Source organism: Synechococcus sp. UW106, assembly GCF_900474015.1.
In the GTDB taxonomy this organism is placed as follows: Bacteria; Cyanobacteriota; Cyanobacteriia; order PCC-6307; family Cyanobiaceae; genus Parasynechococcus.
The window spans coordinates 345,702-368,718 of sequence record NZ_UCNV01000008.1; the positions used below are offsets into that span (position 1 = coordinate 345,702).

Here is a 23,017-nt window from a genome sequence, read left to right on the forward strand (position 1 = left end):
CTCAAAGCGGTTCATCCAGTTCCAACCGCTGCATCACCGGGGTTGGTTTGGGCAGGGCGGAACCGCTGCTCAGCCTGCCCCATATCAGCTGGTTCGACCAGTTCTTGGAATCAAGTCGCTGCCCCAGCTGGGCCAGGATGCGCTGACTGAGGTCTGGCAGCAGCGGAGCGAGCAGAAGACCGACGATTCGAGTGGTCTCCAACACAGCGAAAAGATCTTCGCCCACGCTGGCCTCTTGGCCGGGTTCTTTCATTCGGCTCCAAGGAGCGGTGTCATTCAGATGGCCGTTCGCTGCAATCGCCAATTGAAGAATCGACTCGGCCGCGGTCTTGAAGGCGAGATTCGGCATGGCGTCCATCACCGTGCTGACGGTTACAGCGGCCTTCAGAGCCAAGGGATGGCCAGGGTCGGTGGCAGCCCCGGCAGGGGGAACGCTGTCGTCAAACCACTTCCGCGCCATCGATGACGTGCGGTTCAGAAGATTGCCGATGGTGTTGGCCAGATCGTTATTGACCAAATCGACGAAGCGCTGCTGTTGGAAATCACCGTCGTCTCCGAATTGGATATCGCGCAACAGGTACCAGCGAACGGCATCGGTGCCGCATCGCTCCAGCAGCAATTCTGGATCCAGCACGTTGCCGAGGGATTTCCCCATCTTTTGCCCCTCGCGGGTGAGAAAGCCATGGCCGAAAACCTTTTGCGGTACCGGCAGACCCGCAGACATGCACATGGCAGGCCAGAAGACGGCATGAAAGCGAAGAATGTCCTTGCCAATCACGTGAACGGAAGCCGGCCAACCGCAGGAGCCGAGTCGATTGAGAGACACCGGTTCTCCGTCATCGAGAAGCGCGGTCAGATAGCCAAGAAGTGCATCAAACCAGACGTAGAAGGTGTGGCCGGGATGATCGGGCACAGGCAGACCCCAGGACACATTCACGCGGGAAATGGAGAAGTCGCGGAGACCCTGGGCGACAAAATTTCGAACCTCCTGACGTCTGCTGGCGGGAGCGATGAAGTCGTCCCGAGCCACTAACTCTTCAATGGCGGACTGGTAACGGGAAAGCCGGAAGAAAAGGTTCTCCTCATCGCGCCATTCCAGAGGCTTGCGGTGGATCGCACATGACGGGGACTCCGCCTCAGCAGGATCATCCTTGTATTCCTCACAATCGACGCAATACCAGCCCGTCTGATTGCCGACAACGATGTCGCCTGATGCCTTGACCCGCTCGTAGAACTGCTCCACCAACTTCAAATGGCGCGGGTTGGTGGTACGCACGAAGCGATCGTCTGAAATCCCCCACTGTTTCCAAAGGTCGCGGTAGCGGCTGCTGACGCGGTCGCAGTGGTCCTGAGGACTGAGCTGCTGTCGTTCAGCCGTGCGTTGAATCTTTTGCCCATGCTCGTCAACGCCGGTGACAAAGGTCACCTCCTGCAGGCATAGGCGCTCGAACCGTGCCAGTGCATCACAGGCCAAGGTCGTATAGGTACTTCCCAGATGGGGCCGATCGTTGACGTAATAGAGCGGAGTCGTAAGGGTGTAAGGCATCAGAAAAACTCGAACTCCGCTGCACCGCAGCGACGCCAGACTCTAACGATCATGCCCATCGCGATCCACTCCAACAGCCCGTTTCCATGACGCACCGCGACGTGGTGGTTTGGGGTGGCGGCTGCGGGGGGGTCGCAGCCGCCCTGCAAAGCGCGAGATCAGGTGCTGAAACGACTTTGCTCAGCCCAGGGCCATGGCTGGGAGGCATGGTGAGCTCGGCTGGAGTCTGTGCTCCGGATGGCCATGAGTTGAGTTGCTGGCAGACCGGACTTTGGGGCGCTTTTCTTCGGCAGCTGGAACTGGAGGAACCGACTGGCCTGGACCACAACTGGGTGAGCTGTTTCGGATACCGACCGCAGACAGCGGAACAGATCCTGCAACGCTGGGTGGCGGCTGAGCCGAAGCTTGAGTGGCGCGCCAACTGCAGGCTGGAGCAAGTCCACTGCCGTCAAGGCCACATCCACTCAGTTCAGATCCTCAGAGCGGATGGTGTCGAGACCGTTGCAGCGGAGGTCTTTATTGATGGCAGTGACCTTGGTGAGCTGCTGGCCCAGACTTCGGCCCCTTTCCGTTGGGGTTGGGAAGCCAAGGAGCTCTGGGATGAACCCAGCGCACCTGAGCAATCAAGGCTTGAGAACGAGACGTTCTTCCAACGACAACCGGTTCAGTCACCGACGTGGGTGGTGATGGGGCAATTGCATGGGGAGCTCGCTCAGCAGCACCTCAATGCAATTCCACGGGCCCCGTTTCAGCGCAGCACTGCCAATTTTGGCCTTGAAAAAACTGTGACCTATGGCCGTCTGCCGGGCGGCCTGGTCATGGTGAACTGGCCTCTGAAGGGCAATGACTGGCACAACGGACTCGGTCGGGCCATCAGTGCCGATGCCCAGGAACGCGAAGATCTGGCCCATGAGATGCAGCTTCACAGCAAGGATTTTCTCGCTGCGCTGTCGGAATGCAGCGGCGGTTGGATTGCTCCCGGCAACGCCTTTCCTGGAGAAGACCCCAGCCTGGCTTTGATGCCGTACTGGCGTGAAAGTCGGCGCTTGATCGGCAGAACAACGGTGACGGAACGCGACCTATTGCCGATCTCCACGGGCGCCCTTCGTGGACCGCTCCCGATCGATGCCAAGGGACGCTGCACCAGCATCGCTGTGGGGACCTACGCCAATGACCATCACTATCCCGGTGAGGACTGGCCCCTGGCTCCGAAAAGTGTGCGCTGGGGAGGACGTTGGAGCGGTACCCCGTTCTGCATCCCATTCGATGCCCTTATCTGTGATTCCGTTGCCAACCTGGTGATGGCGGAGAAAGGAGTCAGCGTCAGCCACATGGCCAACGGGGCAACCCGGTTGCAGCCATTGATTCTGAATCTGGGCCAGGTGGCTGGTCTTGCAGCGGCCCTGGCCGTTCGACAGGGATGTGCCATTGGCGATCTGGCGGTCGATGAGATCCAGTCAGCCCTGATTGACGAGCCACAAGCCCCGGCTGCAGTGCTCCCGATCTGGGACTGGCCCCACTGGCATCCGCACTGGTCGGAGGCCCAGAAGCAGGGCTTGGCTCAGCCGGATCAACTGGATGCATGGGCCGAATTTGCAGGCCGGCCATCAAGAGATCTGAAACAGCCAGGGTTGAATCAAGCGCCAAACCAGCGGCATGAGATCGCATTAAACGGCGTGCTCACTGGCAATGCCGAAGAGGGATACGAGTTGAAGAGCGCTTATGAAAGCTGGCCTCTCATCACCCTGGAACCAGCCATTCATCACTGGCTTGCCTCCACTGATCACTCAGGTCAGAGGCTGAACCTGCGCGGGATCAAAAATCCATGGGGACCCTGGGTCCGGATCACCGGAGTTCTGGATTAATCGATTAGAAGCTGCAACTCCCCGCGCACGGGATCAGCACAACCCACCCTGAGCTCCAGAGTGTCGCCTGGCGCTGGGTCTGTGGAGGCGACACATCCCACCAGATCCATCGCCAGGTCGCTGACATGAACCAGGGCCAATCGATCCTGGGGGCGCAACCAACGCAGGAATTCTGCTGACCAAACGGTGCTTGGACGCTCGGCGAACCACACCTGCTGCCAGTGGCGTTGATCCTCTCGACTGATCTGAATGGATTGGCGCAGAGGGTCGTCGAGATCGTCGATCAGTTCACCAAGACGCTCCTCCCCCATCGGTTGAACAGCAGAGAGCTGCGCAAGAATCTGCCGGTGGGTCACGAGATCTGCGTAACGACGGATCGGTGATGTCGCCTGCACATAGGCGGCCAATCCGAGGCTGAAATGGGGCATCGGTCGTGTGCCCTGTACGCCGCGACTCAAGCATCGCTTGATCGCCGCGTCGCGTGCTGGACCTTCTGGGATCCGATCGAGTTCATCGCTGGAGGGCAACTCCGCTGCAGGTTGGCTGCGGTACGGAAGCGGGAGGTCGTGCTGTTGCCCAAAGCTGGCCATAACTGCACCCATCAGAAGCATCGCTTCACTCACCATCAAGCGGGAGGGTGACGGGTCAATCACCTGCAGTGACAGCGATTCATCGCAACGGCGAAAGCGTCCTTCCGGCCGATCAAACATCACAGCCCCGTTGGAGCAACGCCAGCGCATTCGCTGCAGCAACAGTCGAGACAGATCCGAAAGAGCCTCATCGCCAGGGGGGGCCAAATCGATGAGCTCATCACCGTCGGAATAGGTCAGTCCGTAGCGGGGTCGAATCCAGCTGCGGGCAATGCGGTGCTCTATCACCGCACCGTCGTCCCCAAGCCTGACGGCGACACTCAGTGCTGCGCAACGCTGACCGGCACGAAGGCTGAGGGGGCCAGCTGCCAACACGAGGGGCAGCATCGGCATGACCCCATCGGCGAGGTAGAGACTGGTGGCCCGTCGTCGGGCCTCCAGATCGAGTGGAGAGTCGGCACCAATGAGACGACTGGGATCAGCGATATGGATCCAGATCCAATCGCATCCATCTCGCCGCTCGAGCGACAGCGCATCATCAATTTCACGGGTGCCCGCATCGTCAAGGCTGTAGGTCGCCAGGTTGGTGAGGTCGATGCGTTGCTCATCCCCTGGTTGATCCTCATCAGAGACCGCAACGAGACGTTCCGCTTCCACCTCCAGATCGTGGGGAAAGCTGCGGGACCAGACACTGCCTCTCAGGGCGATCGGTTGATTGGGATCGAGCAATCCACGCACGATCAACCAGTGCCGCAGATCGGCGGCGTCCGACCCAATCGACAACTGGGTAGACCATTGCTGAAGCTCGGGGTCTGAGCCGACTGAAGCGGGATTGTCTTTCAGCAACTGAATCCAATGGCTGAAGCGCTCGATCCAGACCTGCCCCAGCTCGGCTTGTTCATCGGTGGTGAGACTGCGCTCCGTTCGGAGCAGGGTAAGCAGCCGCTGTTCCTTTATTAGCGCTTGGCGCTCAGAACGGCGCTGGCGCCGCTGGCTGGCACGCTCCTCGAGGGTCAGCGGTTGGAGTAAGCGGTCTCGACGCCAGCGGAACAACTGCTGGGACCCCTGCACCCAGCTCCACAGTGCTGCCAAACCTTCGAGGTTGAGGGGTGTCAGTACAAGCTCTCCCAGTTCGCAGAGGCTGAGTCGAGCCATTCCGCCTGGTTGATCCGTTTCCAACAGCTGCCAGGCCTCAACAACAGCCCGGGCTGATGGGGCGCTGTCCTGCACCTGCTCGGGAGCGGGCAGAACGCTGTTATCGAAAAGATGCTCCGGATCGATAGCAATCAGGTCTCGCAGGGGGAGGCCCTGATCCCGACGTTGACCGCCAAAAGAAACAACCGCCTTGCTGCCCTTGATGGACAGAAGACGGCCGATGAGTGGGGAACCCTTAAGAACAACCGCGACGGTGTCTCCGGGTTGGATGGAGTTGTTCAACGCCCGAGGATCAACCTTCGGGGTTCACGAACGGCAGAAGGGCAACGATGCGTGCACGCTTGACGGCGTTTGTGAGATCGCGCTGCTGTTTGGCGGTCAAACCGGTGAGGCGACGGGGAAGGATCTTGCCGCGCTCGGTGATGAACTTCTTGAGAAGATCCACATCTTTGTAATCGATGGGATCACCGGGCTTGATCGGCGAGAGACGCTTCTTGAAGAAGGAGCTGGACATGACTCAGGAACGGATGGAGGAAAGACGGACCTGCAAGGTCACTTGATCTCCTTATGGAGCGTGGACTTGTTGCAGTGGGGACAGAACTTTTTGATCTCCAGCCGTTCGGTGGTGTTCCGGCGGTTCTTTTCCGTCGTGTAGCGAGACACGCCGGGTGAACGCTTGGCGGGATTGGACCGGCATTCGGTGCACTCGAGAGTGATCACGATCCGGACGCCCTTGTTCTTGGCCATAAAGGACGTTGCGCCGCAGGTGCGAAGCGAATTGACAAACATCGAGCTTACCCCCTGACCCGACAGGCACTTAGCAGCACTCCAAGGGGGACTTCCTAAGATCGCGCGCTGTCTGGCTTTGATCCGATGCGGGTATCCATCTCCTGGCTGAAACAGCTGGTCCAGGTGAATGAATCCGTGGACGATCTGTCGGAGCGTCTCTCCATGGCGGGCTTTGAGGTGGACGACGTTGATGACCTCAGCGCGCGCGCCCAGGGCGTGGTGGTCGGCAATGTGCTCAAACGGGACAAACACCCCAATGCCGACAAGCTCAGCGTCTGCAGCGTCGATGTCGGTGCCCAAGAGCCGATCCAGATCGTCTGTGGTGCCAGCAACGTTCGCGCCGGCATTCATGTTCCAGTCGCCATGGTCGGAGCGACCCTCCCCGCCGTTGGTTTGACGATCAAGGCCGGCGAACTCCGCGGAGTTGCCAGCAACGGGATGATCTGCTCCCTGACGGAACTGGGCCTGACGGAGCAATCCGACGGCATCGCCATCCTTGATGAGCTCCAGGCAACGCTGCCTGCGGCGGGTGCACCAGTGGCGCCACTGCTGGGCCTTGATGACACCGTCTTGGAGCTGGCGATCACCGCCAATCGCCCCGACGGCCTGTCCATGGTGGGTATTGCTCGCGAGGTGGCGGCCCTGACCGGTGGGAGCTTGAGCCTGCCCCAGCTGGATCTTGATCCCAGCACCAGACCGCTGACCACGGACATGGATGGCTGCTTTTACTCGATCACCAGGATCGAGGGCGTGGATGGCTCCAAGCAGTCACCGACCTGGTTGCAGCAGCGGCTTGAGCGCGGTGGGGTGAACAGTGTGAATGCGGTGGTCGACGTCACCAATCTGGTGATGCTGGAGCAGGGGCAGCCCCTCCACGCCTTTGATGCCGATGCGCTGGAACAACTAACAGGGCAACCGGTGGATGCCCAGAGTTTTGCCGTCCGTCCCGCTCGCGACAGGGAAACCTTTGTGGGTCTGGATGATCAGAAGCGCAGCCTCGACAGCCGCGTTCAGGTCGTCACCTGTCATGACCTTCCTGTGGCCATCGCGGGGGTGATGGGGAGTCTCGAGAGTGGCGTGACCGCCCAGACACGGAATATCTGGCTGGAATCCGCCCTGTTTGCACCACCGCGGGTTCGCCAGTCCGCCCGGGCTCTCGGGTTGCGCACGGATGCCAGCAGCCGTTACGAAAAAGGCTTGCCCGTAGAGATGACCCTGGCTTGTTCAGCTCGGGCCTCTGCGTTGTTAAACAAGGAGTTCGCCTGCACCGAGACGGGCCGCTGGGTTGGTGGGGATGGTCCCGCTGACCCCGCACCAGTGATGTTGCGGCGCAATGCACTGCATCAACTGCTTGGCCCTCTCGTCGGGCCGGACGGCGCTGAAGATCTGGACGACCGCAGCATCGAGACCTGTTTGACAGCCCTGGGCTGTCAACTCTCAGCCTTTGACGAGGGGTGGCAGGTCATAGCGCCACCCTCAAGACGCCAAGACCTGCAGCGTGAAGTGGATCTGATTGAAGAAGTGGCGCGTCTGGTCGGCTTCGACCGTTTCGGAACTCATCTGCCTGATCCGCTTGAACCAGGTGTATTGACACCACGCCAGCAGGCGGAACGGCGCTTACGGCAGCTGTTCTGTGCGACGGGCCTTCAGGAAGTGACCACCCTGTCGCTTGTTCCGGGTTCAGAGCAAGAACAGCGCATTGCCATCAGTAACCCTTTGCTCGCCGATACCAGCCATCTGCGCACCAATCTCTGGGAGGAACATCTGCAGATCTGCGTGCGCAACCTGAAGGCATCCCAGCGCGGGTGTTCCGTCTTCGAGATCGGCAACACTTACAGCGGATCAGCTGACGCTGTGAACCAAACAGCTGTACTCGGTGGCGTGATTTGCGGAGATCGGCGCCTCTCCATCTGGAGAACCAGTGGTAAACCGCAAACACCGGACTATTTCCAGGCCCGTGGTGTTCTGACCAGGGTGATGGAAGCCCTGCAACTTGAGCTGTCTGATCGTCGACTGTCTGACGATCCACGACTGCATCCAGGCCGGGCCGCCACCCTGGTCCTGGAGGGTCGTCCCCTCGGCTGTTTCGGTCAACTCCACCCTGCCCTGGCTGAGGAGCTGGATCTCCCCGAAGCGACATATCTGTTTGAACTAGATCTGACGCGTCTGTTGGATGCCGCCACCCGCAGCAACCGCTGGACCCCGTCCTTCAAGGCATACCCGACCGTGCCCTTCAGTGAACGGGATCTTGCCGTCGTAGTCGATCGTTCCAATACAGCTGCGGACCTGATTCAAGCCATCCGCAAAGCGGGCAAGCCTCTGCTGGAGCAGGTGGAGTTGGTGGATCGCTATGAAGGTGCGCAACTCGGTGACAACAAGGTCAGCCAGGCCTTTCGTCTGCGCTATCGCGGCAAGAACGAAACCTTGACTGACGACAAAATCCAGCCGGTGCACGACAAGGTGCGGGCTGCTTTAAGCAAGCAGTTTCAGGCCGAGCTCAGGAGCTGATTCGCTTCATCAGCGCCAAGGACTCAAGGTGAGTTGTTTGGGGGAAGAAGTCAACGGGCTGAACAGTTTCCAGCTCGTAGGGGCCTGATGGTGCAAGTAGTTCTTTGAGATCCCTTGCCTGGGTGGCGGGATCACAACTGAGGTAAGCCAGCACTTCGGCAGGTTGTTCAAGAATGCTGGCTACCACGCGGCGATCGAGGCCCCGTCGGGGTGGGTCCAGAACGAGGGCTTGGCAGTTCTCAAGCTGAGAGGCGAGCAAATCGGCCACATCACCTTGATGAAATTCACAGCGTGAGGAAAGGCCGTTGTGCATGGCGTTCAGCCGAGCTTGCTCCACAGAGTCGGCATTCAATTCCAAACCCTGAACATGAAAGCCAGCCTTTGCCAGGGGTAGAGCAATGGTTCCTACACCGCAGTAGGCGTCGACCACGGTTCCGCCACCACACTGAAACGACAGCCAGTCAGTCAGCCGCTTAACAATGCGTTCCGCTTGTGATGTGTTCACCTGAACAAAGGTGGTGCTGCTCAGGGAAAGCTTGATGCCGCAGAACTGTTCCTCGATGGTCGGCGAACCGGCGAGGCAGTGGGTCGTTCGACCGAGAACGAGATTGTTGGCCTTCGGTTGAAGGTTCAGGCAGACACCCTTCACCTCAGGCCATCGCTGAACCCAGGTCTGGGCAAGGTCCTGGAGTCCAGGAAGTTTGCCATGGCTGCTGATCAGAGTGATCAACACATCGCCAGTGGCGCTGGCCAAACGAAGGCCGAGATGGCGCAAACCTTGGGCTTCGATGAGGTCATGGTCGGCCGGCCACCCCCCTGCATCAAGATCTTTTTTGATGGGTTCCAACAGTGCATCCAGACGTGGATCAAGCACCGGACAGTGATTCAGATTGACAATCTTGTGGGACCTGGGACGGAAGTATCCAGCTTTCAGGCGTCCGTTCTGGTCTCGCTTTAAAGGAATCAGGGCTCGGTTGCGATAGCCGAAGCACCGGTCGGCATCAACCAGGGGAGCCGCGGGTGCAAGGTTGATTCCTCCAATCCGCTGCATGGTCTGTTGGATCTGCTGCTCTTTCCAACGGGTCTGAGCTGGATCATCCAGACGTTGCAGGGTGCAGCCACCACAGTCGTCAGCAAGGATGCAAGGGGGACGGCGCCGAACCTCGGAGACGGAGATCAGCTCTACGCGTCGGCTCAACCAGCGGGAACGTTGGCGTTGCTGGAGTTGAACAGTGGCACGCTCCCCGGGCAGGAGATCAGGCACGACAACCACCCAGTTGTTCCAACGGGCCAGTCCTTTTCCGTCACGGTCGAGGTCAACAGATTCCACCTCGATGGTGAGCCCCGGCCGCGGTTCATTGCTGTTCGAGCTGTCGGCGTTGGTCATGCTCAAGGTTCCCTGCCATTGCAATGGCGTAACACCCGGGCGGAGTTGGGTCGGGTGAACGGGTCGAGACCACTAAACTCCACGAAGCCTGCCCAGTTCCATGAGCGTTGTCCGGGATCTCATCCTCCAGGCCGATGACGATCTGCGGTATCCCACCAGTGGCGAACTCCGCACGATGGTGGATTTCCTTGACCAAGGCGCCATGCGCGTGTCTGTGGTCAAGGTTCTGACCGAGAACGAAAAGAAGATCGTCGACGAATCTGCCAAGCAGTTGTTTGGTCGTAAGCCGGAGTACGTCGCCCCTGGCGGCAATGCCTACGGTCAACGTCAGCGCGCCCAGTGCCTGCGTGACTACAGCTGGTACCTGCGCTTGGTCACCTACGGAGTCCTTGCGGGTAGCACCGAAATGATCCAGGAGATCGGCTTGGTGGGCGCACGCGAGATGTACAACAGCCTGGGTGTTCCGATGCCAGGCATGGTGGAAGCCATCAAGTGCATGAAGGATGCCTCCCTGGCCCTTTTGTCGGAACAGCAGGTGAAGCTCACGTCGCCTTATTTCGACTACCTGATTCAAGGCATGCAGACGTCAACCTGATCCAAGGATCCTTATCGCTTAAAACCGGGCCTTTGAGCCCGGTTTTTTTATTGCTCAGTTATCGCTTTTGAGACAAAAGACAAGATTCAAGACTGGACGCAGTCGAGACCAATAAGTACGAGAACAATCTCGGTCGGCTTGTACAAGACGCAGGACGAGTCTTGTACTAATTCCAGAGCAAGACTTGAGAAACAGATAAATAGGCCCCGAAAACCCAAATCCAGGATGAAATAGTTGCGTACCTGTGTCTACAGCAGGTACGCAAGTCTCAAAAAGGCTGCAATCAATGGTTCTAGCGGCTCGTGCACAAGAGCTGGACTGGCCATGGACGAACGACAATCGGAATTATTGTTCGCTGGAATGAATTGCACCAGTGTCTCAGGCGTGAACCAATAAAAAACAGCTTTTGGCGATCTTATTAATTAGCAGGCTTCGCAGGCAAGATGCGACATGAGACCGGCAGTGAGTCACGCATGAGACAAATGAGCTCGTTTTGCGTTCTGTGCTAGCGGTGGTTGCCGCTGTGAATTTTCCATGATCGCCCGTTGGATTGAAAGGCGGTTTGAGCGGCTCATCTGGAAATTTCGTCTGATCAGCATTGTTCCCGTCGTGCTTAGCCTCCTCGGTAGCGTCGGCTGCTTCGTTATTGGGGCGATTGAAGTCTTTAACGCTTTTGTCGTGATCCTGCGAATGCCCTTCAGCACAAAAAGCTTCGCAGCCAAGACCATCGCTCAGATGGTGGGAGGTGTTGATTATTTCGTCATCGGCATTGCCTTGCTTATCTTTGGCTATGGCATCTATGAATTGGTGATTTCAGACCTTGATCCGCGCCTTGAAGGAGGCTCTGAACAACACACCAACATCCTTTCGGTGAACAGCCTGCAAAGCCTTAAAAACAATCTCTCCAACGTGATTGTTGTCGGCCTGATTGTCGCAGCGTTCAAAAAGACAATTGGTTTTGAGGTGAAAAATGCCACCGATCTACTGGCACTCAGTGGTTCGGTGGTGATGCTCGCTCTCAGTGCCTGGTTGATTGTTCGGAGCCATGGAGCGGAAGAAAAGGTCTAGCGCAACCGTCTCAGGCGCGACTCATTCAGGGTCCAGACCTGCGTCTTGAATTAGACGATTGCACTAGCGATTGCGGTACAACTCGCGCAGCAGTCGGTAGGCCTCATTGAGTCGACGCATCGCATCGGTTGATCCGCCTGCATCGGGATGTGCTTCCAGGGCCCGCTGCTTGTAGGCATCCCGAATGGAGCTCAACGTCACCGCTGTGCCCGCTCGTGTGGACAGGCCTAAAAGATTGAGCGCCCCATGGACCGTCATCGTGGACTCAAGAGTTTCGAAGGATGTGACCTGACGGCTGCGACGAAAACGATTGACAAACCGGCGGATCAACGTCGGCATGCGTTCCGCCAGGGATGAGGTGGCGAATGGATCCTCAAGCGCACCTGCAACGGCCATGACCCGGCCGAGGGAAGGGTCACGGGACTCCCAGCCAGCACAAAGCGTCTGAACAGCAGCATTGGCCGCAGACCAGGTAAACGGCCGCCCATCACTGGCGTCAGTGCTGAACCAGACGTCCCGAGCTAGCCAAGTCATGGAGGCTTCGATCACCGTGGGGCCCGGTGGTTGTCCATACAGAGATCTCCAGTGATCTTCTGCAGCAGCACTGGCATCTCGTAAATCAGAAGGATCAACCGTCGATACCAAGGGGTCGTTCTGAGCGGAATCTCGTTGCTGCGGCGAGCGGAGTGTCGCTTTGAGCTGACCGGTTCGCTTGCTCACGAAACCTGGAAGGTCAATGCCCGAAGAAACGTTGGCGGAAGGTTCGCTGGGATCGGGAGGTTGGCTCGGTTCTGCATTGTGGTGAAGACTCCCGGAGCCAATCAAAACCAGACTCGTTATCTCATCAGTGCTGGTTGTCGCCTCTGGTTCACCCTCGTCTTTGACGGATGTTTCCTCAGGACCGGTGCTCCCATCGCCAGGATCGAGCAGATCCTGCAAAAGCATTTCGAGCACACGCCCCCGAGAGCGTGCTCCGTATTCACCCTTGAGCTGGTCAATCAACTCGACCATGGGCTCTGACATCTCGACAGAGATCCGTTGACGTTTTGAGTCCTCGCCGCTCAAAAGTTCAGTCCTGCTCTGCGAAGGTTATCGACCCTGCAGCTGAAGCAACCACTGCTGCTGAGATTGGATCACCTCGCTGTAGCGAGGACTGGTGGCAGGCACGATTGCAGGCGTCGAAGGAAGGGGGGCGGAGTTGCGCTTCTGCTGCATGGGAGCCGGCTTCACAACAACAGGCGTTAGCGGGGGTTGTGGCGGTGCGGTTTTGGGCCCCACCTTGCGAGATTTGGTTTCGGCCAGTTTGACCTGGGCGTCACGCTGTTGCTGCTGACGCCGGTGAAGCATGGCCAGTTGCTGTACAGGAACAACACTCAGCAGGTGGCCAGGTGTGGCATCAGCTGGATAGACCAAACTCACCTTGACAGCCTTGGTTGTGCCAGGAGCCAGGTTGAGATCCGCCAGGGCCAGGCTCTCGCCTGAGCGCATGCCGACGTGAACCTCCTGAAGCGTCTGATCCTGAACAATCTGCAGCGATCCACGGAAGGCAGTGAACGTTTTCTTTCCGGAAACAACCGGGTGACTGAGCACAAGTTGATGGGGGCCCGCACCTGAGAGGTTGAGTGTCACGTCGTAACGGACGCCGTAGGTGCCAACGTTGTTCAAAGCGGAATCCACCATCCGCGTTGTTAATGGATTGACCTGAATGTCGCGCGTGCCGAAGTGATGCCGCTTCGTACTGGTAAGAGGAACATGGAGTGCCCCCTGACCGAGATCGTGGTGGATCTGAGCCTTGTAGGCATCGCCGAGAGCCACTCCAGCCACGCGCGAGAAGACCCTGCCGAGCTGGATTTCACGAATACGGTTGAGATAAATACGTCCAGGCGCCAAGCGACCTGACTGCAGCACCGCAAAGAGATCGGAATCCTGTGCTGATTGCTCAGCAGCGACGACAGCCATGGTGAAAGGACCATTGCTGCGTCCCCTCAACAGACCGTTGGCGATGCCACGGGCAGGCAGCACGGTTCGTACCACGACCCGTCGTCCTCCAGCGGGTATCTCAAGACGATCGGGCAGTTTGCGGTCTAATTCACCGCGAAGCAGTTGAACGGCAGTGGCATCACCCGGTCCTGTATTCCAGGGACGCTTCCCAAGGGGCTTCACCCCCATCAGGCGATTTGGGTGATACGGCGCCTCAAAACTGTTTTTGACGGAACCACGGTCAAATTGAAGCGTGATTGGCTTCGATCCAGGATTCGTTGCAATCAGAGCCAGGGTCATCAAGCCCCTGGATCGACGTCCACCAAGCTTTGACAGGTCCTGGGGGTAGTACTTGTGATGCATGTGAACGCCGAACTCACCATTGAAGGAGTAGGCAGCGTTACGAAGCGGCTGGTTGGACTCAGCAGCGATGGCCGATCCGGGCGCTGTGTTCACCAGAATCCCTGGACCAGTGACAATCTCTGGCTGGTTTGAATGCAGAACCGGGACGTTGTTAAACGTCCCGTTTAAGGGGCGTGCACGCTGACCAGCCATCAAGGCAACGTATGCCTCACCCCTCCCCTGCAAAACAAACTCAAGCCCCGTAAACGAGACGCAGAGCAAGACCAATGCTGGGACTCGTCTGAGACTCATGCGGCTTGTTGTCGTGGTGTTCGCTTGGACGTCGACACCACATTGCAGATGTTGTGAATGCATACCGTAGGTCCACCTCCTGCGAGAGCCAAGTGATTGAGGAGTCGCATCACGTCTGAAAATCCGTCAGGATCTAAGGGATTGCTTTTGCTGACATGCTTCCTCCTTTCTGCTGCAGCGGCACCACTGATCACGCAACCTTGCGCCGGCACCATCAGGAACGGAAGCTGTCGATGCTGCGTTTTTGGAGGGATAGTGCTGAACGGCAACTTTCGGCCCTGAACGCCGCCATCAAGACACTCCAGGAACAAATGGACCGCGACACTCAAACCCCGGCTTGATCTTCGTTCAATTGGCTCGCGAGGCTTCTCAGGCCGCGTTTGACGCGTCGTTGAACCGTCATCGCTGAAATCCCGAGTTGTTGCGCTGTCTGCCTAAGGCTCATTCCATCGATCACGACCATTTGCAGGACACGTTGTTCATCTGTTCCAATCCTCAGGAACATTGCTCGAACCCGCTGCCACGCTTCTGAACGTGCGACCAATTCGATCCCCTGCGGGGTGTCGTCGACCAGGTCATCGTTGAACTCCACCCAGTGATGCTTGCTGCGGTACTGGTGAACGACCAGAGCATTAGCAGCGTTTAAGCAGCCTTCAGGGCTTCGCAGCATCCTCATGGCCCGTTCCTCAACGGCTCTTGGAAGGCGGATTACACCAACCTTGTCCCGTAGAAAGTGAAGAATGGCTCCCCGGATATGCGGTTTAGCGAAGCTGGGGAATGTCGTTCCTCGCTTGGTTTCAAATCGGTTTGAAGCCTTGATCAGTCCGAGACAGCCCACCTGCAGGAGATCATCTTGCTCGAGGCCTGTTTGCAGGGCGTAATGGCGCGCAATGGGACGGACCAGATGCAAGTTGTCCTGAATCTGACGGTTCCGACGCTGAAGGCATTTCTTGTTCAAAGGATGCGAGTCGATCTCATCTCCAGCCTTGGCAGAGCGGGGTAAGCCTTGGCATCCGTGCCACCACGGCACAAACTCCATTCGGTACTCCTTGAGACCTGTTCCTCTCGCTACAAAGCGGAGCACTGAGAACGGGTCTAATTGAGATCATTTCTTTGTGGTCTTGAATCAGCGCGCCATCTGTGAATTGCTGGTGACCCGCCTGGGTCAAGAATCCTTCGAAGCCGACGCGACGATCTCGAGAATTCGTGGCTTTGATGGCGAATCACCATCACAGAACAACAATTTCTGTTGTGTTGATGCCAGCGACAAGCTCTCTGAATTCAGAGGATTGGTAGAAATCAACGGAAATCAGTATCTTTTCATCGCACAGATCAATTCCAAAAATCAACACCGTTCTCGGTTTATACCTGCCGAGGAGGTTCTCGCCGACCCCTCAGGAAAACCACGCAAAATGCAATCGATCATTCAGAAGATGATCCTCGGTCGTAATCGTGGGGTGGTGCTGATTCCCGAGTGCGAAGACGAAGCCATCGACGTCATCGCCGGTTTGATTGAACAGGGATTTCACGACTTGGCTTCCGACTATCGCGACGTGATCATCAGCCAGTTGGAGAAAGCAACGGCCAAGGCCTGAGCCTCTTTGACTCACTTACTTCAGACCGCTTCAACAACAGCGCGAAGCAGGGCTTCTGGCCCTGATCGCTGAATCCATTCACGATCGGATTCAGCGGTACTCAGCAAGGACCCAGCAAAACCAAGGGCATTGACGCTGAAACCACGAATGCCTTCTGTTTGACGCCGAACAATGGCCATCCATTGGCGTGACAGCAGAAGGTTATAGGCACCCCTTGGACAGCTGTCGTTTGACGGGGATCCCAGCCCGAGTTCTCCAGCAAGCGAAAGATAGATCCGGTGGAGCGTTTCACCTGTCAGTGGTGAAGTGAGCGGTGCAACACGGCTGCTCCGGAACAGAGGGTCATCCGCCAGGACCGTTGGATCTGCAGCACAACGTCGGAACCAATCTTGCCTTGCGCAAATTGGTTCCCCTGCTGTTCGAGGTAACAACTGCAGATGGCGATGCGGCTGACTGGCGCCAGCATTGGGACCGCTATTGAAAAACCACAATCCAGTGGTTGTTGCATCGACCAAGGCGAGGGCACGCCAATCGTCAAGTGACAACCAACCGGTTTGGGGTTGCCAGGTCTGGGTTATCAGCAGCATGTGGGCAGACTGAACCGGATATTTGTTCAGAATCACCACGTGCGAATCGCCGATCCGTTCCACCTCCAGCCGTTGATCCCAGGGGAGGAAAGGATTTGGCTTGGGGCCTGCGGCTCGCAAGTGTTTTGGTGTTGCGCTAAGGAGATGGCGCAGCTCAAAGCTGGTGCCTCCCTCTCCCATCAGGTGCGTTAGCGAGGTCTTGAGCGGAACCAAAGCTCCGGATGCTTTCGCTTCAGCCGCAACGCCATTCGCTTGTCGGAGCAGTTCACTGGTCATGCCGTTTCAACCGTGCCAGTGAGGCTCCTCTGTAGTACCTGCCAAGAATTGCATTGAAGGAGAGTCCTTGACGGGCGAGTTGCTGGGCCCCGGTTTGACTCATGCTTGCGCCGAGATGGCCATGGGCTTCAGCACTGACTTGCTCGTTAGATGCATACAGGCTTTCCACAATGCCACCGGCGTAACTGAGGATGATCCCTCGGGTCTCCCAAGTAGCTGATCGACTGGCCTGGGTGGTGCTTGTCTCACCCGAGTACACCTGCCAGCGTGTCGTGTCGCCCAAGTGATATGCCGTTGTTGCTGGTCTTGCAAGATGCGCCAGGGCATAGGAGCGTGCTGCCACAGCTTGTGCCTTCAAGGCCTCTTGGTGCCACTGGCTGGGCATTTCTGCACCAACGACCGAGGCCACATAGGTTTCCAAATCAAGGGAAATCACGGCGAGCCAATCACGTTCGCTTTTGAGCAGAGATACATCCCCCAGATAGCGCTGTTGATTGATCTGAACGTGCCCTCCGGAGCAGTGAATCTCCTGTTGGGTGGATGAAGCGATTGTGCTGCCCAATTGCTGGGCAGGGACCACGGAGCCCGCATGGTTGCGACACAGGACGTTGCGACCCGGCCAGAAAGCTGTGACCGGCGTCTGGCTGACCAGACCAACTCGGATGTCCAGTGGAACGGCTTCAGCCCCCAGTGGCACCTTGGGAACGACGTTTTTAGGTGTTTGAACGGCCGACGTTTTGGATGGGGCTGCGCCAGCATCGGTTGAATCATCCTCGAGCAGCTCAAGCAGGCTGAGAGGCTTCTGGTCGGCTTGCTGAGGGAGAGGTCGTGCAAGCCAGCCCACCAAGGCGGCCATGAGCAGAGCTCCGAGCGCTGCAGGGGGCCAGTAACGACTGCGATTCGCCACCAAAGGTGCTCGACGGAGCTTGCAGCCGATGATGCCCGATTTCCGTTAGACGGTCTCCACTCCGCAGCAAGATCACATGGTCGAAGCGTCCTCGACCGACTGGGTTGGCCTGGCCTTGGTGGTCGGTCCTGGTGGCATCGGTTCGGCGGTCGCGGCGGAACTGAGGCGGTCCTGTCCTGGCCTCAAGGTTCTGACGGCTGGACGTCATGGGACATCAGCCTGCTCGCTGCGTTTGGACATCGAGAACGACAGCGATCTGGACGCTCTGGCGGCAATCCTGCGTGATCAGGCGATGCCACTGCGTTTGGTGTTCAACTGCGCCGGCCGTCTGCACGGACCTGAGCTTCATCCAGAAAAACGTCTTCAACAGGTCGACCGCTTCCAGTTGGAGCAGCAATTCGGAATCAATGCCATTGCTCCGATCCTCCTGGCCAAAGCGATTGAACCCCTACTGGACCGGGATCAACCATTCCATTTCGCCAGCCTGAGTGCCCGGGTGGGCAGCATTGGTGATAACCGCAGTGGTGGCTGGTACGGCTATAGGGCTGCTAAAGCGGCGCAGAACCAGCTTCTGCGCTCTCTGAGCATTGAATGGTCCCGCCGCTGGCCCCTGGCCACAGTCAGCCTGTTGCATCCGGGCACAACGGACACAGCGTTGTCTCGTCCGTTCCAGAGCTTTGTCGCCCCCGAGAAGTTGTTCACACCCGAGCGGGCTGCCCAGCAGTTGGTGGAGGTTCTGCTTCAACAGACCCCAGCCAAGTCAGGAAGCTTTCTCGCTTGGGATGGTCAGTCGATCGACTGGTGAGCGTGTTGCTTCAGCTGCTCGAGGCTGACCACGTTCAGAGCTGTGTCTTCTGTCGCCTCTAACCGGACAAGGGGCGCAACGCCGTCTTCATAGGCCTGTCTCCATCGCGGTGCACAAACACACCAGTGATCCCCAGGTTTCAACCCGGGGAATTGAAACGCTGGCACTGGGGTCATCAGGTCATTGCCCTGGGCTTTGCTGTAACTGAGAAACTGTTCGGTCATCACACAGCAGATGCTGTGCTGGCCGTGATCCGTTGGATCGGTTTGGCAGAGACCATTGCGATACCAGCCCGTCATCGGCTTGCAACTGCAACTCTGAAGCGGTTCCCCGAGAACGTTGTTGGCCGGTGAAAATTCGGGGCTATTGCTGGACATCTGACTGCTGGAGAGAAGGGGAGTCTGCCCAAGGACTGGCACATTTTGACTCCAGACGGTTGACGAACCCCTGGGGGAGCGGGTTAAAGGTCATTCAGTCATGTCCACTCGATGGATTGGGAGTTCACTGAAGACGCTGCGTTTCTGGCGCTCTGCGATGCATTTCGCGAGAGCGGCGAAAGCTCACCGATCGAGTTCCTTGCCAATGGAGAGGGAGCTTTTCATTTCCAGGACCTGGCCCAGAACGCCGCAGGGGAAGGCCTTGATCTGAGTGAGTCCAGCGCTCTGGAGTCGTTTCAGCAGGAGGTGATCGACACCATGGAGAAGCTCTGCCAGGACTGAGTCAGGCAGAGGCAGTCTCTCCATCAGTCCGGAATCATCCGTAGAAGAAGGCGATCTCTTTGTCCTTCAGACCCTCCCATCCGGCCTCCTGCAGCCTCTGATTCAGAGTCTCCTGGTCGAAATGCTTGGCTCCGGTCTTGACCACCCGGTTGCGCATCGACTTAACAACACCACTACGAGCACGCTGACTCTCAAGATCCATCACCTGGTTGTAGAGAGCGAGCATTGCTTCGGGAATTGGACTTCCATCCAGATCAACACCCGCCTTGATGGCGGCATCAACACCATCAGGTCCGGCAATGGCCATGGTGAACAGAACAGGGCGCCTCAGGTTATGGGACGTCCTGCGTGGCTCAGGCGCTGAAGTACCGAGCTTGCGAATGAAGAGCTACGAGTGCTGTTGTGCTCTGCTCCGGTTCGAGCTGGTCGCTGGCGTCCATCGTGAGGCCGATCCGCTCGGCATCAAGCCACTCCAACTGTTGCCTGGAATCGGCCACATTGGGGCATGCGGGATATCCGAAGGAATAGCGACTTCCGCGATAACGCTGAGCCAGAACATCCCGCAGCACCATTTCGTCGGGATCAGCAAAGCCGAGTTCCGCACGCATCCGCGCGTGCACCCACTCCGCCATCGCCTCAGCCATCTGAACGGCAAGACCATGGAAGTACAGATAGTCGCTGTAGCGATCGCCCTTGAACAAGTCCTGCGCCACAACTGACGCCTTCTGTCCCATGGTCACGGCCTGCATGGGCAGCACGTCGGTGGGGCGTCCATCAGAATCCAGATCATTGAAGAAATCGGCGATGCAGTAGCGGTTGCCGGACCGTTGACGGGGCAGATCAAATCGGCCTAATTCCCTTGTGCCATCGGCATCGAACACCCTGAGGCTGTTCCCATCGCGCCCCACAGGGAAGTAGCCGTAAACCGCCCGCGGGGTCAAGAGTGACTCGTCGATGCAGCGCTGCATCCACTCCTGCAACACCGGCTCCGCTTTCTCAGCCAGCATCGCCTCGTAATCGTCCCGGCTCTGCTCCTTCGTTTTGCGAAGCATCCACTGACCGGCGAACAGGGCATTGCGGTCGAGGTAGTCAAAGACCTCGGCAATGTCGATGTCGTCTTCGGTGATCACAGCAGACCCCAGGAATGGCGGCTTCGGTGCGGCTTCAGCGGGGACAGCCTCAGATCGATCAGAGGTGACGGGAGGCAAATCCGCTGCTGGAGCATCCGTAGCGGAGGCGGAAGGCTCGACAGCCTCCTCAGAGAGTTTCGATTCTTCATCCAAGCCAACGCCCTGAGGTGCGTCTGCCAGGAATCCCTTGGAGTTGGTCCAGTTGTCGTTCCGCTTGGCATCCATCAACGCGTCCATAAAGCGCAGATCAGCGAAGGCATCTCGTCCGTAGATCACCTTGCCGTCGTAAACCTCGCGGCAATCCTTCTGAACAAAGCGTGGCGTCAGCGCCGCACCGCCAAGGATCACAGGAACATCGATTTCTGCATCATTGAAGGCCTGGAGGTTGTCCTTCATGAAGGCCGTGGACTTCACCAGCAGTCCGCTCATAGCGATGCAATCGGCCTGGTGCTCGCGCTGGGCTTCAACGATGGCTTCACAGCTCTGCTTGATCCCCAGATTGATCACCTCATAGCCGTTGTTGGTGAGGATGATGTCGACAAGGTTCTTGCCGATGTCGTGCACATCGCCTTTCACCGTGGCGATCAGAAACTTGCCCTTGCTGGTGCTCTCCCCTTCGATCTGCTCCATGTATGGCTCCAGATGAGCCACTGCGGATTTCATCGTCTCGGCGCTTTGCAGCACGAAGGGAAGCTGCATCTGGCCACTGCCAAACAGCTCACCCACCACCTTCATGCCATCAAGCAGGAAGGTGTTGATGATCTGCAGGGGGGGATAGGTCTGCAGCGCCTCATTGAGAGACGGTTCCAGGCCGATGCGTTCCCCATCAATGATGTGTTGCTTCAGCCGTTCCTCGATTGGGAGATCCGCCAATGAGGGGCCTGACGCCCGGGCTTCTTTGGTGCTGACGCCTTCAAACAGCGTGGTGAGCTCGGTGAGCGGGTCGTAAACACAGATGCCGTCGTCAAAGCGCCGGTTGTCGTTGATCAGATCACGACAGACTTTCTGGTGGTCTTCGCTGATCTTGATCAGCGGAAGAATCTTGGCGGGGCTGACGATGGCCGCATCCATGCCGGCTTGGCAGCAGTCGTGCAGGAACACCGAGTTGAGGGTGATCCGTGCCGCCGGTGACAGACCGAAACTCACATTGCTGACCCCCAGCACAACGTGAACGCCTGGGAGGTTCTCCCGGATCATTCGAATGGAATCGACGGTCGCCCGGCCATTCAGGCGATCTTCCTCAATGCCAGTGGAGATGGGCAGCGCCAGAGGGTCGTAGAAGATCTCGTGGGCCGGAATGCCGAATTCAAGGGCGTCGCGATAGGCCCGTTGGGCGATCGCGAACTTCTTCTCAGCCGTTCTGGCCATTCCGTCTTCATCGATCGTGCCGACGACCACGGCAGCGCCGTAGCGCCGGGCCAGTTCAAGCACCTTGAAGAAGCGCTCATCGCCGTCTTCGTAGTTGGTGGAATTGAGGATGCATTTACCACCAGCCACCTTCAGGCCAGCCTCCATCTTCTGCCACTCAGTGGAGTCGAGCATCAGGGGAAGGTTGACGTTGGTGACCAGACGACTCACCAGCGCATGCATGTCCCGTTCGCCATCGCGACCGACGTAGTCGACGTTGACATCGAGCACGTGGGCGTTCTCCTTCACCTGGCCGCGGGCTACCGACACCAAACCGTCCCAGTCCTCCTCCGCCAGCAGTTCACGCACCTTGCGGCTGCCGCTGGCATTGAGCCGTTCGCCAATGATCAGAAAAGAGTTGTCCTGGTAATACGGCGTGACGCCGTAAATCGATGATGCGGCCGGTTCATAGTTGAGGCTGGGGCGAACGTCCTCAGCCGTGGCGCAGTGCCAGCGGGAGGGGCGTTCCGCTGGCTTGAGCTCCTGAGCAAGTTCTGCCAGGCTGCCGATGTGGGCGGGAGTGGTGCCGCAGCAGCCACCGATCACCTGCACCCCGAGATCTTCAACGAAGTGCATCAACTGCATCTTCAACTCCACCGGGGTCAGGCGGTAATGAGCCACACCACCAATGTTTTCCGGAAGACCAGCATTGGGAATACAGCTGACGGTGAAGGGGGAATGCTCCGAGAGGTAGCGAATGTGCTCCTTCATCTGCTCGGGCCCGGTGGCGCAGTTCAGACCGAGGATGTCGATTGGGAAGGGCTCCAGGATCGACACCACCGCTGCGATGTCCGTGCCGACGAGCATGGTCCCAGTGGTTTCCATGGTCACCGACACCATCAGCGCCCGCCGCTCACCGGTGGCCTCAAATGCCTCTTCAATGCCCTGCAGAGCTGCCTTGATCTGCAGCACGTCTTGACACGTCTCAACAATGAACAGGTCGACGTTGCCGGCAATCAGGCCCTCGGCTTGCTCGCGGAACGAGGCCCGCATCGTGTCGAAGTCGATGTGGCCCAGGGTGGGCAACTTGGTGGTTGGTCCCATGGACCCAGCCACAAATCGGGGTTTGTCAGAGGTGCTGAATTCATCGGCGATCTCCCGGGCCAGCTCCGCCGCCCGTTTGTTCAGCTCAAAAGCCTTGTCCTCAAGGCCGTACTCCGCCAGAACGATTGATGCCGCACCAAAGGTGTCGGTCTCGATGACATCGCAGCCCACCTCCAGGAACTTGCGGTGCACAGCCTTGACTGCGTCCGGTTTGGTGACGGCGAGGTTTTCATTGCAACCCTCCAGGTCTGGCCCACCGAAATCGTCAGCCGTGAGACCTAGGTCCTGAAGGCTGGTGCCTGTTGCACCGTCGAACACCAGAACAGGCCTGTCGGGACCGTGCAGATGGTCCAGGAAGCGGGAGGTGGTGAGTTGCCGGGTTGCCTGCGCCACCACCATTCCGTTCACTC

General features: G+C 58.2%; 21 protein-coding genes. 8 read left to right on the forward strand and 13 right to left on the reverse strand.

Features of this window, described 5'->3' with window-relative positions:
• Position 1: 1 nt before the first annotated feature.
• A complete protein-coding gene (metG, locus tag DXY30_RS06630; RefSeq protein WP_115093899.1) occupies positions 2-1,546 on the reverse strand; it encodes a methionine--tRNA ligase in 1,545 nt (514 codons plus the stop codon).
• Between the two features lie 86 nt (positions 1,547-1,632).
• Between metG and DXY30_RS06635 the strand changes: the two genes are divergently transcribed.
• The gene (locus DXY30_RS06635; protein ID WP_115093901.1) at positions 1,633-3,411 is read left to right on the forward strand and encodes an FAD-dependent oxidoreductase; all 1,779 of its coding nucleotides are present in this window, start codon (positions 1,633-1,635) and stop codon (positions 3,409-3,411) included.
• On the opposite strand, the gene DXY30_RS06640 is transcribed toward DXY30_RS06635, so the two are convergent.
• From DXY30_RS06640 to rpmG, 3 genes are read right to left on the reverse strand one after another with little or no spacing between them, the layout of a single operon-like run.
• Positions 3,408-5,438, reverse strand: coding sequence for a ribonuclease catalytic domain-containing protein (locus tag DXY30_RS06640; RefSeq protein WP_115093903.1), 2,031 nt, complete (start codon positions 5,436-5,438; stop codon positions 3,408-3,410). The genes DXY30_RS06635 and DXY30_RS06640 overlap by 4 nt on opposite strands.
• Before the next feature lie 10 nt (positions 5,439-5,448).
• Positions 5,449-5,670: a 30S ribosomal protein S18 gene (gene rpsR / locus DXY30_RS06645; RefSeq protein WP_006041316.1), complete on the reverse strand. Its 222-nt coding sequence runs from the start codon at positions 5,668-5,670 to the stop codon at positions 5,449-5,451.
• 38 nt (positions 5,671-5,708) lie between these two features.
• Complete coding sequence (gene rpmG, locus DXY30_RS06650; protein WP_006851071.1) at positions 5,709-5,903, reverse strand: 50S ribosomal protein L33; 195 nt, start codon at positions 5,901-5,903, stop codon at positions 5,709-5,711.
• Positions 5,904-6,029: 126 nt separating this feature from the next.
• Between rpmG and pheT the strand changes: the two genes are divergently transcribed.
• Complete coding sequence (pheT, locus tag DXY30_RS06655; protein WP_115093905.1) at positions 6,030-8,453, forward strand: phenylalanine--tRNA ligase subunit beta; 2,424 nt, start codon at positions 6,030-6,032, stop codon at positions 8,451-8,453.
• On the opposite strand, the gene rlmD is transcribed toward pheT, so the two are convergent.
• A complete protein-coding gene (rlmD, locus tag DXY30_RS06660; protein ID WP_115093907.1) occupies positions 8,443-9,840 on the reverse strand; it encodes a 23S rRNA (uracil(1939)-C(5))-methyltransferase RlmD in 1,398 nt (465 codons plus the stop codon). The genes pheT and rlmD overlap by 11 nt on opposite strands.
• Positions 9,841-9,940: 100 nt before the next feature.
• Between rlmD and DXY30_RS06665 the strand changes: the two genes are divergently transcribed.
• Complete coding sequence (locus DXY30_RS06665) at positions 9,941-10,435, forward strand: allophycocyanin subunit alpha-B (RefSeq protein ID WP_115023095.1); 495 nt, start codon at positions 9,941-9,943, stop codon at positions 10,433-10,435.
• A gap of 534 nt (positions 10,436-10,969) precedes the next feature.
• Positions 10,970-11,503, forward strand: a complete 534-nt coding sequence (locus DXY30_RS06670) for a YqhA family protein (protein WP_115093908.1) — start codon at positions 10,970-10,972, stop codon at positions 11,501-11,503.
• Between the two features lie 63 nt (positions 11,504-11,566).
• Here the strand turns inward: DXY30_RS06670 and DXY30_RS06675 are convergent, their stop codons facing one another.
• Both DXY30_RS06675 and DXY30_RS06680 read right to left on the reverse strand, forming a co-directional pair.
• Positions 11,567-12,514, reverse strand: a complete 948-nt coding sequence (locus tag DXY30_RS06675; RefSeq protein WP_170951199.1) for a molecular chaperone DnaJ — start codon at positions 12,512-12,514, stop codon at positions 11,567-11,569.
• Between the two features lie 78 nt (positions 12,515-12,592).
• A complete protein-coding gene (locus tag DXY30_RS06680) occupies positions 12,593-14,137 on the reverse strand; it encodes a DUF3370 family protein (protein WP_115093913.1) in 1,545 nt (514 codons plus the stop codon).
• A 155-nt stretch (positions 14,138-14,292) separates the two neighbouring features.
• Between DXY30_RS06680 and DXY30_RS06685 the strand changes: the two genes are divergently transcribed.
• On the forward strand, positions 14,293-14,478 hold the full coding sequence (locus DXY30_RS06685) for a hypothetical protein (protein ID WP_115023087.1): 186 nt from the start codon (positions 14,293-14,295) through the stop codon (positions 14,476-14,478).
• On the opposite strand, the gene DXY30_RS06690 is transcribed toward DXY30_RS06685, so the two are convergent.
• Positions 14,463-15,176 (reverse strand): sigma-70 family RNA polymerase sigma factor, encoded by a 714-nt coding sequence (locus DXY30_RS06690; RefSeq protein ID WP_115093915.1) that lies wholly within the window; start codon positions 15,174-15,176, stop codon positions 14,463-14,465. The genes DXY30_RS06685 and DXY30_RS06690 overlap by 16 nt on opposite strands.
• Before the next feature lie 82 nt (positions 15,177-15,258).
• Here DXY30_RS06690 and DXY30_RS06695 point away from each other — a divergent pair, with 82 nt between their 5' ends.
• Positions 15,259-15,732: a hypothetical protein gene (locus DXY30_RS06695; RefSeq protein ID WP_137006810.1), complete on the forward strand. Its 474-nt coding sequence runs from the start codon at positions 15,259-15,261 to the stop codon at positions 15,730-15,732.
• Between the two features lie 20 nt (positions 15,733-15,752).
• Here DXY30_RS06695 and DXY30_RS06700 read toward each other — a convergent pair whose 3' ends face one another.
• Both DXY30_RS06700 and DXY30_RS06705 read right to left on the reverse strand, forming a co-directional pair.
• Positions 15,753-16,595 carry a DUF4922 domain-containing protein gene (locus DXY30_RS06700; protein ID WP_115093918.1) on the reverse strand — a complete coding sequence of 281 codons (843 nt, stop codon included), beginning with the start codon at positions 16,593-16,595 and terminating at the stop codon, positions 15,753-15,755.
• Complete coding sequence (locus tag DXY30_RS06705) at positions 16,585-17,502, reverse strand: SpoIID/LytB domain-containing protein (RefSeq protein ID WP_244281305.1); 918 nt, start codon at positions 17,500-17,502, stop codon at positions 16,585-16,587. Before DXY30_RS06705 ends, DXY30_RS06700 begins: the two co-directional genes overlap by 11 nt.
• A gap of 76 nt (positions 17,503-17,578) precedes the next feature.
• Here DXY30_RS06705 and DXY30_RS06710 point away from each other — a divergent pair, with 76 nt between their 5' ends.
• Positions 17,579-18,307, forward strand: coding sequence for an SDR family NAD(P)-dependent oxidoreductase (locus tag DXY30_RS06710; RefSeq protein WP_115093920.1), 729 nt, complete (start codon positions 17,579-17,581; stop codon positions 18,305-18,307).
• Here DXY30_RS06710 and DXY30_RS06715 read toward each other — a convergent pair.
• On the reverse strand, positions 18,289-18,684 hold the full coding sequence (locus DXY30_RS06715) for a DUF2237 family protein (protein WP_115094255.1): 396 nt from the start codon (positions 18,682-18,684) through the stop codon (positions 18,289-18,291). The genes DXY30_RS06710 and DXY30_RS06715 overlap by 19 nt on opposite strands.
• Positions 18,685-18,795: 111 nt before the next feature.
• Between DXY30_RS06715 and DXY30_RS06720 the strand changes: the two genes are divergently transcribed.
• Positions 18,796-19,026 (forward strand): hypothetical protein, encoded by a 231-nt coding sequence (locus DXY30_RS06720; protein WP_115023074.1) that lies wholly within the window; start codon positions 18,796-18,798, stop codon positions 19,024-19,026.
• 34 nt (positions 19,027-19,060) lie between these two features.
• Here the strand turns inward: DXY30_RS06720 and DXY30_RS06725 are convergent, their stop codons facing one another.
• Both DXY30_RS06725 and metH read right to left on the reverse strand, forming a co-directional pair.
• Complete coding sequence (locus DXY30_RS06725; RefSeq protein ID WP_115023072.1) at positions 19,061-19,333, reverse strand: DUF4090 family protein; 273 nt, start codon at positions 19,331-19,333, stop codon at positions 19,061-19,063.
• Between the two features lie 46 nt (positions 19,334-19,379).
• On the reverse strand, positions 19,380-23,006 hold the full coding sequence (gene metH, locus DXY30_RS06730; protein WP_115093922.1) for a methionine synthase: 3,627 nt from the start codon (positions 23,004-23,006) through the stop codon (positions 19,380-19,382).
• Positions 23,007-23,017 lie beyond the last annotated feature (11 nt).